Origin of the sequence: Gracilibacillus massiliensis, assembly GCF_001458115.1 — a bacterium.
GTDB classification, from domain to species: domain Bacteria; phylum Bacillota; class Bacilli; order Bacillales; family Amphibacillaceae; genus Gracilibacillus; species Gracilibacillus massiliensis.
The window spans coordinates 726,971-745,290 of the sequence record NZ_CZRP01000013.1; the positions used below are offsets into that span (position 1 = coordinate 726,971).

Consider the following 18,320-nt stretch of genomic DNA (forward strand, 5'->3'; position numbering starts at 1 on the left):
CATTTTTTAGCACTAGTTACTATTGAAATATCGACGAGAGGGGAATTCGTCGACATTTCAGGCACCTTTTTCTAACATTATGCCGATGAGATGGATTCTCGTCTGCATTTCAAGCTCTTTTTTCTTGCATTATGCCGATGAGATGGACTCTAATCATATGTTTCACCATCTGTTTGAAACGAAATCCAGATAAGCTAGTAATCAATACTGCAATTGTTGGCCCATACTATATTCTTCGCATCATTTACCATCTTGCCATATGATCTTCAGCCCAACCAAATACATTTTCTAATTGCATGTATTGCCCGCCGTCCAATTTGATATTGCCAGAATAAGTACCAAATAGCTGGTGTACCTCCGATCGAATGATGATAGCATTGGTAGCGGCAACTCGTTCATATTCTGGTGTAAAAATAAGATTCACCTGATTGGTGTGTCTAGTTTTCATTTTCCAGGGATGCATCCAGTTGGTTTTGTCATATTCCCAATCAATGTCATCATGAATTTTATGTAACTGACCATTAACGATGATACCGTTCTCATTTTGTCCTGTTCCATCTGTCCATTGGCCACCAATATTAAGCCCAATTAAAGCACCGTCTATACTATAGCCGGAAGCAGAACCCCAATTCCATTTAGAGTTGTATGGCCATTTTCCTCGACCAAAATCCAAGCAGGCAAAACTAGCATCATTTTCTAGCGTATATGTCTTTTCCCCCCAATTAATGTTGCCTCGGGTTGGCAATGCAGGTTGTTTGGCAGTATATTGAAAGTGCTTATCACTCCATGGGATAACAACATGTAACGCTTCTAATTGCTGTTGCCTTTGTATCGTTAGATCTGCCGTTAACGTTTCATTCTGATCACCGAAACTAGTGCATGTTACATTTATTTTTGTTTGATTGCTTTCCTCTTCAAAAATGATGGATATTTTACCACTTTGAAATTGCACCGATTCTAACACATTGTCTGGCATCTCGACTCCCTTACTCAGTGGAATTAACACCGTTTCTTCGGCAAATGCTTGTGTTTCTCGATCATACATATATATAAATAAACTAGCAGCATAATCAATATCTGAAATCGTTGCCGAGAATAATAACTGATCACTGGTGACACACCAATAATTCCACTTTTTCTTCCGTCCAAAAGATCCGGAGACGTTAGGCATGATCCAATTATTTCGTGCCCAGCCTATGGCATCTGAATTCAACCTTCCATTTTCCTTGCACAGAGGTGTTTTTGAAAAAATTTCTTTCGCCATATTAATCACTCCTTTTTTGGTTATAGATTTTCGCTACAGTAAATTAATCATATCATAAAGAAACGGACTTCTAATGCCATCATCTTATTTATCCAACAAAAAAAGAGAGAGAATATTCATATCCCTCCCGATTAGTTTCTTTTCATTCTTTCCAAGTTTTTTTCAAGCTTTTTATTTTCAATTTTCAGTTCGCCATTTTGCACTTTTAAGCTATCTATTTCAGCTTCAAGTTGGGTTATTTTATCTCTTAAAAGTTCATCTTGATTATTTTCAGTTGATGTCTCTGAGCTGGAACAAGCTGTTAGAAAAGCGAGCAGAATAAACAGCAAAATAATTTTTTTCATATATGATCCTCCTTCATTTAAAATGATAATGGCGCCAGATTACTCTGGCACCATTACATTGTTTATTGTTTTTGTTTGCGATAGTTGAAGAACAAGATCACAGCACCTAATAACAAGAATAGTACACTCGCTACTAACCAGTTATATTGATTTGTAGCCGTTTCAGGTAATTCATTGTTATCATCTGTTGCCGTATTATCCATGGCAGTCGTTTCGAAGACAGCAAATGTACTAAAATGATCGGTTTGTGCGATCACTTTACCATCTTGATAATCGCCACCAATTAATTCCCATACACCAGTATCTTCGTTTAGATAGAATACTTTTAAATGACTCGTATCATTTACGTTTGACTCATCTACCTCAAATGTTAAGGTAATTGGCGTGTCAAACGAACTCACAACTTCACCATCAATCATTATTGTAAAGTCATAAACATCACTGACTGCATCTTCTACAGCAGCTTTTTTATCCACCTGAATGATGCTATATTCCTTAGCATTTGCAAAAATCGATGCTGGAACATCTAGAATAACGCGTTCTTTCTTCAAGTTAATCGTAGCATCGTTCTCAACTAATTCGTTGATGACTTCTTTCTCAAATGCTAATTTATTGCTGCCCATTTGATATGTGATTATTTCTTGTTGCTTCACTTCTTTAATCTCATCAATCACTTCGATCTGATCTTCTTTGTTTACGGAATCTTTACTATCACTTGAATCATCTTTGTTATTCGAAGACTCATTTTCGTCACGATCCGATTGATCCGAGCTGGTATTATCTTCTTTACCCTCTTCCTCTTCAGAATCGGTTTGTTGATCCGATTCGTTATCGTTGTCTTCTTCATTATTTGAATCCTTAGATCCAGTTGAATCATCGTTTTCATCTGTTGCTTCTGGAGTTGTAAAAGTAAATGTATAATCCTTCGTTAATCCACGATCTTGATAATCAACGATTCCTTCTCCAATTTTCACTTCGTACTCTTTACTAGGCTCCAGTTCTTCAGAAGGTTGGAAGACCACATATTGTGATAAAGATTTAGATGGATCATCTTCATAGTATCCTGGTTTTCCATCAACTTCTTTATAACCAACATATTCTTCAAACTCAAATGTTCCTTCAATTAACTGGCCATCCAATTCTACATCAATTTCTTCTTCGATATTTTCTTCATTCATTAAGCGATCAAATGAAATTTCAATCGAAGCATCCTCATATGAAACATTCTCTACAACTGGTTCACTTGATCTTACCAATGGAACATCAAGTTTCGTCTCAGGTGGTGGTACTACAACGACACGACTTTCATAGTTGTCATAGCCTTCTTTCGAGAATAGAACGCGCCAATTACCTTCAATAACGTCCCAGCCGTAACGACCATCTTCATCAGTTACTTGTGGGTTCACTTGACCAAAGTTTTCTGCGTCCCAATTTTTCCAAGCGCCATTAAATTGCTGCTCTTGAACAACTGCTGTTACACCTTCTAAACGATTATCCATACTTCCTTCAAATACATATCCAGATGGGTCAATCAATACGATAACTTGCATAATCGGGATACGGATATCTTTTCCATCCACCTCATATACGAGTTCCATTAATTGCTCACCATAAGAGCTCCATGTACCAGGTATATTTGCTTGATAACCATTTTCGTTGTTTTCTAAATCGTATTCTTCGTCTAAGAAGCTAATTCGAGGATTTTCAACCTCTCCTTCAAAACCAACTTCAATATCAATAGGTGTAAGCTCCACTAATGCAGCGGTAACCATACCTACATTAGGATTGATCGAAATGTTTTGATTCCAACCAGATGATACCGTGACACCTGTCACTTCAGGTAATGAAGGAGAATATTCTACATCTTTCTCATTCGAATAATTGACACTTCCAGCACCATCAGTCACTTTAGCAACTAATTGGTGGGTGCTTCCTACCTCTATATCTGTTGGTAACGTAACATCTGCATACCACCATTTACTATCAACTTTTTCTACGGTAGCTAATAAAAGATCACCATCATAAATTTCTACCTTTGCACCACTTTTCGCATTACCATAAACTTTTACATCAGATGTTGCCGTAACACTTGGTGCTTCTAATGTTACATATAGTACATTGATATTGGTCGTATTAGTGATCGTTTCTTGATCATCTGCTGTTAAGTTAACAGATGTATTGATTCTTGTACTGTCCGTTTCCTCTACTGTTGCCTCAAAATTAATAACACCTTGTTCACCTGCAGCAACTTCTTCTAATGTAATTGTATTGCTACGTGATACTTCTAACGGTTCACCGTTTACTTGAACAGATTCCGGGATAAAAGCTAATTCATCCGGAATATTAAATGCTACGGTTACTTCTTCAGCTGCAGCATCGCCATTGTTTTGATAGTTAAGACGATATTGGACAGTATCTCCTGGAACCACTGTTTTTACGTCGGTTGATAAATTATTACCTTCACCAGTAAAGTTGCCTTCACCTTCTACCTTTAAGACAATATCATGGGCTTCTTCACTTGGTTCAACGTCTGTTTTTTCTACTGTTGGAAGTCCGTATTTCTCTACTTTTAAGTTATAAGTACCATCAGGCACACTATAAATTTTGAAGTACCCTTCAGCATCTGTTCTTGTCCAATAGCTGCTATAACGATTGCCTTTTTCAAAAAGATCAACATAGGCATGCTTGACTGGATTTCCATCTGCATCTGTCACATACCCATCTACATACTGTTCTGGTTGTAATGTGATCTCACCTACGTCCACTTTTTTATCAACAAATTCTTCAGCATCAATTGTAATCTCTTTTGTTTGATAATTCTGCATCGAGACCTCTAATGTAAGATCCTCTTCTTTAACATTATCAATCACAAAACCAGAATCCTCGGAAGTACCATATGCATAGGTATTATCACCAAAAATGCTTAAATTTGCTCCAATGATTAAATCACCGTTTTGGTCGACAATTTGCCCTTTAATACTTGCTGCTGGTTCTAACTCAATGTTTGCTTCCGTTCCAGTTAACGTAGTATTGACCGTTGTAAAACCGTCTGCTTTAACGGATAATGAATAATTTGCATTATCTGTCCATAGTACATCTTCAATAATATACTCACCATTATCTCCATCTACTTCATAGAAATAATAGTCACCTTGCTGATAATCAAAAGCTTGCATAATGTTATAGTCATATAATGATAGATATTCTACATTATTGACCGGATCTCCATTTTGATCGGTGATCGTCAACGTAATATCTTCGAAGGACTCTTCTATTTCTTCTAATTCTAGATTAAATGTTTTAGATTCTTCTGTTACGTTGATTGTTTTGATTGTCTCTTTGAATTTACCTGTACCATAGACAATTACTTCATACTCGCCCTCAGGTAAAAGGTAGGATTCTTGATAATTATAAGACTCCAGCTTTCCATCATTATTAATAAAGCCATAATCAAAGAAAGATTGTCTCTCTTCACTGACACCTTCGATTGAGAATTCAAGGTTGCCAACATCTTGATTGTCAACAATAATCTCGATTGCCGTTTTATCTTCAGGTTTCACTTCTGTATAAAATTGGTTTCCAGTAGCGAATATATTTTCTCCGTCACTGTCAAAAGCGTACATTTCTAAATAATAACCCTTATTAGATTCAAGCTCTTCTAATTGATAAGTTGTTACATCATTACCTATCGTAATTTCTTCACCGTTTACGTAAAGCTTATAATGATCCAAATCATCTAAATTCTCTGCTACCAACGAAAGTGTCGCAGAATCATCGGTAATATCATCTACATACAATTCAAGTGATGGATAAAGGCTCTCGAAATCACCATTAACCATAACACGATCATTAATCAAATCTTGAACAATAGCAAGAACTTCTTCATCTTCCACATCAATATCGATGTCATATAGGTACACATCATATAGATTAGACATATTCTTTAAAAAGGAAATGTCTGTAATCGGATTATTAGATAACCACAATGTCTCAAGGTTCTCAAGAGCTGTTAAACTTGATGCGTCTTCTATATTATTATTCTCCAAATCTAACGTTCTTAAGTTAGTTAACCCCTCTAGTGCAGATAGGTCTGAAATATTATTATCCCATAAACTTAAATAATTAAGGTTTGTCATATTCGCGATTACTGATATATCTGTAATATCATTAAAATTTAATGACAAATCTATTAAATTCGGAGCATGCGCTAAACTACTAATATCTTCAATGCCATAGTCACTAGCATCTAAAGAATATAGGTTTTCAAAATCACTTTCATGTAAGTCTCTTTCATAAATACCAAGTTGATCTCGAATCGCCATTTCTAGTTGTGGATCAGAAACTTCAATAACGTCCCCTTCATAGAAATCAACAGAATCGGTAGCAACATAATGCCATCCCGTTACACTATCGCCATTTTCAAAATGAGCTGTTAATTCCACGTCATAATATTCGTTAGGCATCAAGTTTTCTAACACGTAAGTTGTTTCACTACCAGCTAATTCAATTTCTTCCCCATAATTGATCTGTAAAGTGTAATGAGTAGGCTCTTTATCACCAGCCAACGACCAGTCAATCGCAATCGAAGCTTCACCATTTGCTGAATCAGTGATTGCTAAATCATAACGCTCATAGGTGTCATAATTGACGTCTACTCCTGATTCGATTAATTGATCGACTAATTCATAATTGTCTAATTCAATGTCATATATAGTAATCCAATCCAAATTCGTTAAATCTTGCAGTGAATCTAATGATGTAATTGGGTTACTACTAATATCTAGAGATTGTAATGCTGTCAAATTAGTCAATACACTTATATCCTCAATTTCATTACCATATAGATATAAATATTCGAGATTTGTTAAATTTTCTAGACTGCTAATATCGGTTATACCATTATTACTTAATTCTAGATTTCTTAATTGTTCCAGTTCACTAATAATAGTAAGATCCGATAAGTTACTATCATGCAAATATAAATATTCTAAATTGGAAAATGAACTTAGGAATGACCAATCGTCTTCTTCTACTTGATTTAATTCTAAACTAGATATATTCGTCAGATTTTTAATTGGTGTTAGATCGTCAACCGTTGTTCCATATAAACTCAAATATTGCAAATTCTCTGCATGTTCTAGCCCAACTAGTGAAACAACTTCATCATTAGAATAGAAATATAAATCTGTTAGACGTTTCATGTCATTTACTGTTAGGTCTCGATTATAAACACCAATTTCTTGTTTTACCTTATTTTCTAATGTCTCAGATTCAAACGACACTATTTCAGATGAATCATTAGTATCATTTGTAATAATATTAAGGGTTTCATATGTAGAGTTATTATGCTCATACTCTACTCTAACTTGTACTTCATACTGTACATCTTCTTGAAGACCTTCAAAGGTGTACATATTTTTGCTTGGTTCTAATGTAGTACTTTCTACGTTCTCCCAATATCCATACTCACCATTTTCAGTATAAAGATCCACACGATACTCTAAACTATTAGCTACTTCTGGCCATGATACTGAAATTTGATTTTCAGTTACTTCGTTAACCGTTATGTTAAAATCGATCGGTTCTGGCAACTGATCTTCATTTACTGTAATCGTTTTAACTATTCCTTCACCTGCTTCAAGCACGATATCAAAGGTTTGATAACGATTAGGTGAATCCCAGTCAAAAACAACTATCTCATAATTTCCTGAAACAAATGCAACCTCGTCCCAAAAAGAAACAATACCATCTTCAATTGAACCTTGATAATTAATGGTTTCATTGTTTTGTGATGTTCCACTTATACTCACTTCATAAGAGCCGTCAAGTGGATTACCTTTTTGATCTACAACTTCAAATGTAACATCTGATTTTTGTTCCGGGTCGATCTCAGTAGAAATCATATCGCCATCCGCTAATTCCGCTGTATCCGTACTAGCTTCCACCTTAACATCATACATTGTATTCGTAGTTAAATTTTCAAACAGGTAACTACGAACCCCTGGCTCTATCGTGTCCACTAATTCTCCATCCAAATATAAACGTACATGTGATATGTCTGAACTTTCTTCCCATTCGATCGAGATTGTATTTTCAGTCACTTCTGAACTGGTTAGTGCTAAATGGTTCGTTTCCTCAACAATCTCTTCTTCTTCATATACATCATCTCTTACTGAGTCATACACGTCATCCCTAACAGATGTTTCTTCTGCTGGCACCATTACTTCAGCACTAGAAAGCGATGAACCATCCGTTAAAGTTACTGACACCGTGTATTGATTATCTTGATCTCTTTGAGCATCCTCGTCCACGTATTGGTAATGCACAAACGGCATTCCTGTGTCTGGATTACTCTCTGCAAATTCTTCTAAGATGGTGGGTGTTATATTTTGCTCTACACCATTTTTAATTAGATGAATTTGGTCGACATCTTCGCTCGAAATGTCATTAATCGGAAAATCTACAATAAAACCTTCCTCTGCTTTTTCTACAAACAACTCAAAATCTCCTGTAGTCGTTGCATTTAACTGCAAAGAACCAATTGGAGTTAATACCGTTGTTAGTAGCAACATAAAAATAGATAATTGCGCAAAAATCCGTTTGTAATTAGGCATTTTAACCCTCCCCAAAATATGATACAAAGTAAATTATAGCATTATTTAACTAGTATAAAAATACTACAAATAATTTTCTGAAAAGTTAGTAAATTTGGTTGAGGTTAACGCCTAGATAATGGTAATGATGAAAGGAGTAGCTTCATTTTCTCTTAGTAAAAAGTGTAACGAATCTCAAATTGGGAGATCCCATAAAAAAGGTATTTCCAAAAGCATTGGAAATACCTCTACATGTTTTAATTAATAGAATTTAATATCTGTCATTTTTCATTTTTTTCGCCACTTTTAATGCTTGTTCTATATAGATAAGTAGCATTTTTTTATCTTCTTCTGGAATATTATTTGATTGGTAAAATAATTGACTCGTAAATCTTGCATCATTATTTAAAAATGATAGAAGTCCATTAAGATCTTTTTCTATAAATTCTATTATAACTTGCTCCGATATAAACGTTTCTGCCTTAGGTTTTTTTATTAATTCACTTAAATGAGCGTGACTAAGCTCTTTAGTAAATAAGTCCTCAACTTTTATATCTAAAACATTACATATATCTATCATTTTATTTATGGAGGCATTCTCAAAATCTCTTTTGATCATCGAAAGTAATGTAGAATAAGGTACTTCGATTTTCTCTGATATTTCCTTGATACTGAAGCCCTTTTGCTTAACAAGCGCTACAAAAAATTCCCCTCTTTTCAACACTATCACTGCCTTCTCTATGTCAGTTTATTTTTTATAAAGTGATACTTTGATAAGTGGGGTTTTGCCCCCCACTTATCTTTAGCTAAACTTATCAGGATGCTTATCGACTGTGATCCCCCACTTACTTTCTTCTTTATACTCGAACTTAAAGTGTGGTATTAAATACAGACGATTTTCGCTGTGATTAAAGAAACCCTAAGACATTTTTATATGAAATTGAAAATCATTTTACAAATAATAAATTATGCTCTTGATATTTACTACAGAAAACAAAAATACCAGTAGTCTCAATGTCATATCAAATAAATCTATTTACCTATTAATAATATACTACATATTACCAATAGTAAATATTTAATAACTATTTTTATATGTTTTTACTTTTATGGCAGGTTACACTTACAAGTTAATAAATATATGATTTATATGGAGATTGTTTTTACTTATTAAAACGGAAAAAAATCACCTGAAATTTTATCGATTTGATAAAACTTCAGGTGAATCGTTCCAAATATTAAAATAAGGATTTTCAAAGTCCCTATGGAATTCCAGAAGAAGAACTTTCAACAAAAGAAAAAACAAAAGAAATCGATGATGTCATCCAGCTACTACCAGAACAATACCGTACCATTCTTTTTTTGAGAGAACATCATGAATTTTCCTATGAACAACTTGCTCAAACGCTGGAGATGTCGGTTGATCAGGTGAAAGTAACGTTATACAGGGCAAGACAACGATTCATGCAAATTTCAGAACGAATCGGAAAGGATTTTTAAATAAGGAGTGTGACTATACATGGATTGGAACGAGGAAAAGGCACAACAAATTTTAACAAAACATAAAAAGCGATTTTCTTTAAGATTAACCTTAAAAATGATACGAGTACTCGCTGCCATCTTCTTTCTTTATGTAATATATGATGATCGTATCAATAATTTATGACACAAGTAAAATTGGAGAACGAATAACACATATTCAACAACTGGCGATCGACTGGACCATTCCAGAATATTCGACGTCTCTCAGTTCAGTAAGCAATGATGAGATCAATGCATTTTTAACCCAAACGATTGAAATACCAATAGAACGAAGAATCGGAAAAACCGACTATATTGTAGCAGATGCGACATTAACAAAACCATTATTTACGCGCTTTACCGATTTCCAATTGGAGAAACCTTATCCATATGAAAGTACTAGTGACGAATTTTCTTTCTATTTGCCGACCAATCCAGAAACCGGTGCAAAGTTGGAAGGAAATCAACCACCCGGTGTATGGGAAACATTAGAAAAGATCGATGACGGTTATGTCGCCGACTTCGCTTTTTCCACTTCAGATTACTTTACACCGGAAGAGCTATTGGCGCGAATCGAACCCTTTGATATAGAAGTGTTATGGATGCCATTATACATGGGAGAATACGATACCTTTGAGGAATATGGTTGGAGTGGTAGTGGAAATTCTCAAACGTTAAGTTACCCGTGGGGATTAGCTGGTTATCGAGAAGTTTCCGATGATTTTCAAAGTGGAAGTTTAGCAAGAGTATTAGATAATGATTCAGTTCAAGAAAGTCAGGATATCATGCTAAAGAATATGAATAAGTTACTCAACAATCATAAAAGCCTTGCTGAACAATTATTAGGCACGCAATACCTAGAGGAACGATCTCAATACCTTACTGAAAATGGATTTAATGTCTATGGAGCTGTCGTCACCGGCCCTGTTAAAGAATTATTAAAGCTAAAAGATGTAGAAGAATTCCATAGCTTCTATCTCGGCGACATGAAGCCATGGAATTGGGATAATTAGAAAAAAGGGAAGTGCTAATTTTAGGGTGAGATTCTCTTAACGGGAAAAGTACCTCGCTTAACAGGAATTAACCTCGTCTTCACTGGAATGGATCTTCGCTTGACGGGAATTACCTGCACCTTGACGGGAATTAACGTTAAATCCCGTCAAGCCAGCATTATTTCCCGTGAGCAGAGAGTTTATTCCCGTGAAGAAGACCACTACCGCTCAAATAAATTTCGAAAATCCATTAATTACTTTGTTTCATAGCAAAATAAGCAGCACCGATTGCTCCTGCTTTATTTCGCAATTGTGCTAGTTTTATCTTTGTTTGTGATGCCGCTTTTTCGTTGACACTTTTATTAATTTTCTTTATAAAAGGTTCCATAGATTCTGAGACGCCACCACCAAGAATAACGTATTCTGGATTTAATAAATTCACCATATTCACAATTTGCACTGTCAATAAATCGATAAATTGATGAATCACCGTAAAACCGGGCTCTTTCCTATTCCAATAATCTTGAAACAATTGATAAGGATCACCGTATTCACTTAGAGCTGTCCCTGATAGCTGATTTTCCAGTGCACCGAAACCATTTATATTTCGACGATCAGACAAGGACGAAATATTGAATCCGATCTCACCAGCAAAGCCTCTCGCACCTGTTACAAGATGGCCATTTATGATAATTCCACAACCTAAACCAGTACCGATCGCGATAAATAAGATATTGTCACTTTTTTGATCAAGCGCAGTACTTTCTCCTAGTGTTGCAAAATTGACATCATTGTCCACCCAAATTGGAAAACGGAATGCCTTCGCTAACATTTCTTTTAAAGGTAGATTGGTCCATTTCAAGGAATAAGCATCCAAGACCACACCATTTTCACGATCTACAATACTTGGCACACCTACTCCCATTCCGATAATATCATTTAAAGAGACAGGTGAATGATCAATAAAAGTAGATATCCATCCGATCAAGTCATCTACTTCAGCGTATGTACGTACTTTTTCTTCATAAACGATCTTGTCATTTTGATCCGATATGATTCCATATATTTTTGTACCACCTATATCCAAACCAATTGTGTACATGTTAATCGACCTACTTATTTTTTTCTAATACTAACACATTATATTGCACTATAACACTAAGCTTTTTTGTTTATAAGACAGCTGTATTTTCCGTTTCATCAACACAGTATTTTATTCATTCAAAAAACACCTAATTTTCCATGTAAATCAATATGTTCCTCTGCTTCGTGATTTTCAAAATAGACTCCTACTGATTACTAGGGATACTTATAATAAAGTTATCGTTGAGTTACTATTTAATTCTATTATTTGTAAATATCTTAAACTTGTAGCAGGAGTACTAAAGACGGTTACACCATAATCTCGTTAGTTTAAGAGTTTTTCAAACATCCTCTATAAGTAAGCGTAAAAAGTGTTCTCCAATGCGTTTTATATAATACTTAATAAACTTTGAATAGCATACCGAACTTATTATTGTTGCCATAGATTAACTATCAGTTCAATTTCTAATAAAAAGCCTAATTAAAAGTTTATAGCTTATGGCAACAGAAAAATATAAGATTCTCATTTTTCAGAGTAAAAGCAATTCATCTAAATTATTCATATTTCTACTAGCTAGATCTATCTGAAATGCAATTTCAGCTTAGTCAAAAATAAGTAATTACTATAAGTTTCTTTGAAAATATCTATTTATGAATCTATATTTTCATTATTAATCTATTAGTATTTTAAAAACAACAGGTTTATCACTATTAACTTTACTTGTGGTTATTTCCAGAGCTTGTGATGTTCGATTCCAGCTTGGTTTTTCTTCGAATCCTAAGATGGATACATCTTTCACTATTCCGTGAAAATTCGGTAGTTTAGAAGCAACTTGTTCTGCCAATGATTTTATTTTTACTTTTCCATCTTCCGGAAATTCTAACACCGTTGCATATAAACAAGAGCCATTTACCGTAAAACGAATATCTTCTGACGTAAATGATTTTGATTTACTATCCGTGAATTGTCCTTCTTCAATCATTGTTGGACCTTCTTCTGATTTACGCCATACCTTACTACCATAAATCGCTTCACCATTTATCTTCAACCACTTACCGATCTCTAATAATATTTTTTTATCTTCCTCTGGAACCATACCATTCGCTTTCGGCCCAATATTTAATAACAAGGTGCCATTCTTACTAACGATATCGACAAGATCACAAATTATCTCTTTCGCTGTTTTATAATCATTGTTTTCGGTATAGCACCAAGAATTTTTGGCAACGGAGGTATCTGTTTGCCAAAAATATGGTTTCTGATCAGCAAATTGACCTCTTTCAATATCAACTACCGCAGTACCAAACATAAACGCATCATGTTTATAATTGATGGCTACTTCCATTCCCCATTCTTCCGCACGATTGTAATAATAGGCAGCAAATTTTTTTAGATATGGTTTCATCGAACTGTGTTGAATCCACCAATCAAAAAAAACAATTTTAGGACGATATCGATCAACAATTTCACATGTTCTAATTAACCAATCTTCTAAATAATCACTTGAAGGTGATGGACTATATAAATCATGATGATGAGGTTCTGGCATAGCAGCCCAATAGAAATCTCCACGTGTAAGGGGATCTTGAATATCACTATCAAACTCCTTTCCATGTCCCATAAAGAACCAATGTTCAATCCGATGCGAGGAAGCACAAAGAGGAATATTTCTATTTTCTAATGCCTCACCTAATTCTCCTAATATGTCTCTTTTGGGTCCCATTTGATAGGCATTATAATTAGACACATCACTACGATACATTTGAAAACCATCATGATGTTCTGCTACAGGCATTACATATCGTGCACCAGCATCTTCAAAGAGTTGTGCCCAGTTCTCAGGATTAAACTTTTCTGCTTGGAACATGGGAATGAAATCCTTATAACCAAATTCGGTGTGTTTTCCATATGTTTTGATATGATGCTCATATTCTTTAGAACCTTGAATATACATATTTCTTGAATACCATTCATTTCCATATGCAGGCACTGAATATAATCCCCAATGAATGAAGATACCAAATTTTGCATCTCTATACCATTCAGCTAATTTATGTTGAGATAAAGAATCCCAATTGTCTTCATATTTTCCTTTTTTAATCACCTTATCTATTTCTTTTAAATATTGTTTTGGGTTAAAAGTATTAACCATACTTTTTCTCCTTTCAAATTGTAGCATAATAGCTATAAAAGATTTCATACATCTAGTGTTTTTGTGCGTTAGAGTGAAAAATATTACATATTCCAAAAAACAAAATGCTTAATGTTACCTGCTGTTCGTTATTATTATCTATTAGGATGTTATCACATGTGTATACTCCCCCTACTCAGGTTCTATATGGTTCTCGAAGCTAGAAAATAGGGGGTGTTAAAGAGGATTTCAGCGTTATTCATGTTCTAAATACTTATTTATACAACGCTCCATATATCTGGCAAGCTCTATAGTCAGCACCTTCTGGATCAGTAGTTCCAAACATATTCCATGCACTAGGTCTAAAGATTTTTTCATCTTCCACATTATGCATATTGATTGGAATACGTAGCATGGATGCAAGTGTAATTAAATCTGCTCCAATGTGACCATAACTCATCGAACAATGATTAGCTCCCCAATTATTCATTACGGAATATACATCACGAAATGCGCCTTTTCCAGTTAAATTAGGTACAAACCATGTCGTAGGCCATGTTGGATCAGTTCGATTGTTTAATATTTCGTGCACATTTTCTGGTAACTCCACTGTATACCCTTCTGCTATTTGCAACACTGGTCCTAGTCCTTTAATTAAGTTAACACGTGCGATAGTAACAGGCATATCCCCTTTAGATTTAAAGTTGCTAGAAAAGCCTCCACCACGGAAATATTCTGTATTAGCTGGACGCCATTTCGTAGCTTGAAGACATTTATCTGCTTCTTGTTCACTAATCTCCCAGAATGGTTTCATCGCTGGTTTTCCATCTTTTTCTTGTTCACCTGTGCCATCCAAAGCAGCTGAACCTGAATTTAACAAGTGAATGATTCCATTACTTGCTTTCCCTTCTAGTTGATGATCGGTTACTCGTTTTACAGCACTTGGGCTCCAATAAGTTCGAACATCTGCAAAGACTTGTGCTGTATTCGTCAATAAATGACCAAATAGCATTGTTGCAGCGTTCAACGTATCATTCTCTGTTGCCACCATATAAGGAGTACGGATACCATTCCAATCAAATGAAGAATTAAGAATCGCTTCCATAAAGTCACCATTTGGTAAATGATCCGTCCATTGTCTTTGACCTTGGAAACCTGATGCAATCGCATTGTGCCCCATTGCTTCTTCTTCATAACCTAATTCTTTTAGCTTTGGATTTCCTTCCATTAAATCTCTTGTAATCATTGTCATCTTGATATTCATTTTAAGGTCTTCTTCTTTTTGCTCATCTGTACGCTGATTATCCTGAGCATTTGTATCAGATCCCATGGCACAATTCTCTTTCACCCAAGCATAAGCTTGCTCGAATTCTTCTTTATCATAAATTTCTTCATTAATACGACGTGTTAACTCGGTCATATCCACGTACTCATTACGCATACCTAAATAATCTTGGAAAAAATCTTCATCAACCATACTGCCAGCAATACCCATAGATACAGAACCTATGGATAAATAGGACTTATCTTTAAGCATTGCTACAGCTAGACCTGACTTTGCGAATCGAAGAATTTTTTCTTGTACATCATCTGGAATCGAATGATCATCGATATCCTGTACATCTCTACCGTAAATGCCAAATGCAGGGATTCCTTTTTGATTATGTGCCGCTAAAACAGCTGCTAAATACACAGCTCCCGGACGCCCTGTACCATTGAATCCCCAAATCGCATTTGGTCTATTTGGATCCATATCCATTGTCTCAGATCCATAGCACCAACACGGAGTAACCGTAATCGTCACTCCTACATTTTCTTTATCAAATTTTGCCTTTGTCTGAGCTGCCTCAGCAACTCCTCCAATACATGTATCTGCAATTACAGTCTCTACAGGTGCTCCATTGTTATAGTGTAGTTGTTCTGATAGAAACGTTGCGACAGACTTTGCCATATTCATTGTTTTTTCTTCTAGAGATTCGCGTACTCCTTTTCTTCTTCCATCTATTGTTGGACGTATTCCAATCTTTGGCATATCCCCAATTAACCTTTGCTTTGCTGTCATCATAATTCCTCCTCTAATGAATATTTAAGATTATTCTATATATTGTACAAAACGTTCATAAGCTTCTTTCCAGCCAGAACGATTTGTAGGCTCATAATGTTGGACTGAAAAGGATCGGTTCACTATGTCTCTTGCTTCTTTAATATTTTTTATCTCACCTAATGCAATCCATTGACCAATTGCATTTCCAATCGAACTAGCTTCAATCGGACCTGCTATTACCTCTCGGTTGGTGGCATTTGCTGTTAGCTGGCATAATATCTTATTACGTATTGCACCACCACCCATATGAATGCGTTTTAAGTTTACACCTGTCAAACTTTCTAATCTATTAATCACCCAATAGTATTTCAATGCTAGACTTTCAAGGATACACCTAATGATTTCTCCTCTAGATTCAGGGATCGGTTGAGATGTTTCTTGACAATACTTCTGAATCTCGCTCACCATATTATCTGGGTTAAAGAACCTACTATCATCAGGGTTAATAAATGAACGGAAGGGTTCCGCCTTTTCAAAGAGATTATTTTCCTCCTCAAAATTAGTTTCAATACCTTCCCTTTCCCAAATGACCCGGCATTGTTGTAGTAACCACATTCCCATATTATTTTTCTGCAAGCGATACTTACCTTCCATCGTACCTTCATTTGTGAAGCCCCAATTCATCGCATTACTTGCCGTTACGGGTTGACCTACTGGTACACCGATCAACACCCATGTACCACAACTCATAAATACGGATTGGTCATCTTCTAACGGAAGTGCAGCTAATGCATTGGCTGTATCATGCCCAGCAACATGCACTACCTTAACTGGATCCATCTGCAACTCTTTATTTATCTCTGGCAATGTATCACCAGCAATCGTAAGCGGATTAGTGATAGGCGCCAATAAGTCACTCGATATGTCTAACCTATCTAGTATGCTGCTTTCCCATTCTTTTTTGCCTGCAGCAAGCATTTGCGTTGTGGAGCTAATCGTAAATTCATTTCTTTTTACCCCACTAAAAAAATAAGCTAATAAATTGGGCGTAAGCAATAATGTTTCTGCTCTTTCTAATAGTTCTGGGTTAAGTTGTTTTATGGTATATAATTGAAAAATAGTATTAATAGATGCTGTCTCCACTCCGGTTAATGTAAATAGTTCCTCTGAAGTGACTTTTTTTAATGCATCCTCCATGCCTTTCGCATTTTGAGGATTTCGATAACTATAAGGATTTGCTAAAAGCTCTCCTGTTTTGGAAAGTAAGCCAAAGTCAACTCCCCACGTATCAATCCCCATGCTCTCCACTTTGGTATGCCCTTGTTGAATGCTAGATTGCATTGCTTTTTTCATTTCAGAAAATAGATTTAAAATGTCCCAATAGTAATTTCCTGTGACATGAACTGGCTGGTTAGGAAAGCGATAGATTTCTTTTAAGTACATCTTTTCTCCGTCGAAGCTATTTAACATTAACCTTCCATTTGACGCCCCTATATCAAATGCCAAAACATTCTTCATTGAATCCCTCCCAATAAAAGAATAAATCTATTTATTGTGAATTTTTTAATAGTTTTGCTCGATATTTTTCACTAGACAGATTTTTCAGATCTTGACACTCTTCTTCTGTTAGTAGTCTTGGTATACCTACTGAACTTGATATGGTATATACCTTTGCAGCCTCTTCTGTTAACTGCATAAAAAAGTAAGCTTCTTTCATTGTCTTACCTACTGTTAATACTCCATGATTACGCATTACCACAACATCGGTCTCTTCAATTACTTCTGCTACAGCATCTGCTAATACATGCGTTGTAGGAATCATATAATCTAAATATTTTACGTTTTTTATCATTGCTGGAAAGTCTGGAAACATACTAGGGATATCCTTACTCGCGGATGAGACACCAACCGAATAACTTGGATGCGCATGTAATACGGAATCAATATCTGACCTTCTTCTAAAACATTCGAGGTGCATAAGTAATTCTGAAGATGGTTTCAAATCACTTAAAACCTTCCCTGTTTCAATATCAACTTTCACCCATTGTTCTTCTTCAATTTCTTGCAGGTCAAAGCCACTTGGAGAAATATACATATAAGCCCCATCTCTCATACTTAAATTACCTCCAGCACCAACCACTAATCCTGAAGTAACTAATTTTGTAGCATACTCTTTTAATTGCCTTCTAACATTCAACACTATCTAACCTCCTCATATAAAGTGAGACTATGATCAATCGTGTTTTTGATCACACTAATCATTAACAAAAATTATCAGGGTGCTATCGTCTGTTTATCCCCACTTAGTTTCCTTGTGGTACTAAAATTTGAAGTTAGGGTCTTAAAA

General features: G+C 35.3%; 12 protein-coding genes. 3 read left to right on the forward strand and 9 right to left on the reverse strand.

The window, feature by feature from the left end:
- Positions 1–244 precede the first annotated feature (244 nt).
- The 4 genes from BN3107_RS15495 to BN3107_RS15510 form a co-directional block, all read right to left on the reverse strand.
- Positions 245–1,264, reverse strand: coding sequence for a DUF2804 domain-containing protein (locus BN3107_RS15495; RefSeq protein ID WP_058308531.1), 1,020 nt, complete (start codon positions 1,262–1,264; stop codon positions 245–247).
- Between the two features lie 131 nt (positions 1,265–1,395).
- Positions 1,396–1,608, reverse strand: coding sequence for a lipoprotein (locus BN3107_RS15500; protein ID WP_058308532.1), 213 nt, complete (start codon positions 1,606–1,608; stop codon positions 1,396–1,398).
- A 62-nt stretch (positions 1,609–1,670) separates the two neighbouring features.
- The gene (locus BN3107_RS15505) at positions 1,671–8,222 is read right to left on the reverse strand and encodes a leucine-rich repeat domain-containing protein (protein WP_058308533.1); all 6,552 of its coding nucleotides are present in this window, start codon (positions 8,220–8,222) and stop codon (positions 1,671–1,673) included.
- 250 nt (positions 8,223–8,472) lie between these two features.
- Positions 8,473–8,925: a helix-turn-helix domain-containing protein gene (locus BN3107_RS15510; protein ID WP_058308534.1), complete on the reverse strand. Its 453-nt coding sequence runs from the start codon at positions 8,923–8,925 to the stop codon at positions 8,473–8,475.
- A 545-nt stretch (positions 8,926–9,470) separates the two neighbouring features.
- Between BN3107_RS15510 and BN3107_RS20350 the strand changes: the two genes are divergently transcribed.
- From BN3107_RS20350 to BN3107_RS15515, 3 genes are read left to right on the forward strand one after another with little or no spacing between them, the layout of a single operon-like run.
- Complete coding sequence (locus BN3107_RS20350) at positions 9,471–9,701, forward strand: sigma-70 family RNA polymerase sigma factor (RefSeq protein ID WP_082631332.1); 231 nt, start codon at positions 9,471–9,473, stop codon at positions 9,699–9,701.
- A gap of 19 nt (positions 9,702–9,720) precedes the next feature.
- Positions 9,721–9,867, forward strand: coding sequence for a hypothetical protein (locus BN3107_RS19890; RefSeq protein ID WP_156416122.1), 147 nt, complete (start codon positions 9,721–9,723; stop codon positions 9,865–9,867).
- Positions 9,845–10,735: an anti-sigma factor gene (locus tag BN3107_RS15515; protein ID WP_058308535.1), complete on the forward strand. Its 891-nt coding sequence runs from the start codon at positions 9,845–9,847 to the stop codon at positions 10,733–10,735. Before BN3107_RS19890 ends, BN3107_RS15515 begins: the two co-directional genes overlap by 23 nt.
- Before the next feature lie 229 nt (positions 10,736–10,964).
- Here BN3107_RS15515 and BN3107_RS15520 read toward each other — a convergent pair whose 3' ends face one another.
- The 5 genes from BN3107_RS15520 to BN3107_RS15540 form a co-directional block, all read right to left on the reverse strand.
- On the reverse strand, positions 10,965–11,816 hold the full coding sequence (locus BN3107_RS15520) for an ROK family protein (protein WP_058308536.1): 852 nt from the start codon (positions 11,814–11,816) through the stop codon (positions 10,965–10,967).
- Between the two features lie 652 nt (positions 11,817–12,468).
- Positions 12,469–13,950 (reverse strand): alpha-L-fucosidase, encoded by a 1,482-nt coding sequence (locus BN3107_RS15525; protein WP_058308537.1) that lies wholly within the window; start codon positions 13,948–13,950, stop codon positions 12,469–12,471.
- 253 nt (positions 13,951–14,203) lie between these two features.
- A complete protein-coding gene (locus BN3107_RS15530) occupies positions 14,204–15,991 on the reverse strand; it encodes an L-fucose isomerase (protein WP_058308538.1) in 1,788 nt (595 codons plus the stop codon).
- A 30-nt stretch (positions 15,992–16,021) separates the two neighbouring features.
- Complete coding sequence (locus tag BN3107_RS15535; RefSeq protein WP_058308539.1) at positions 16,022–17,491, reverse strand: rhamnulokinase; 1,470 nt, start codon at positions 17,489–17,491, stop codon at positions 16,022–16,024.
- A gap of 31 nt (positions 17,492–17,522) precedes the next feature.
- A complete protein-coding gene (locus BN3107_RS15540) occupies positions 17,523–18,173 on the reverse strand; it encodes a class II aldolase/adducin family protein (RefSeq protein ID WP_058308540.1) in 651 nt (216 codons plus the stop codon).
- Positions 18,174–18,320: the final 147 nt, after the last annotated feature.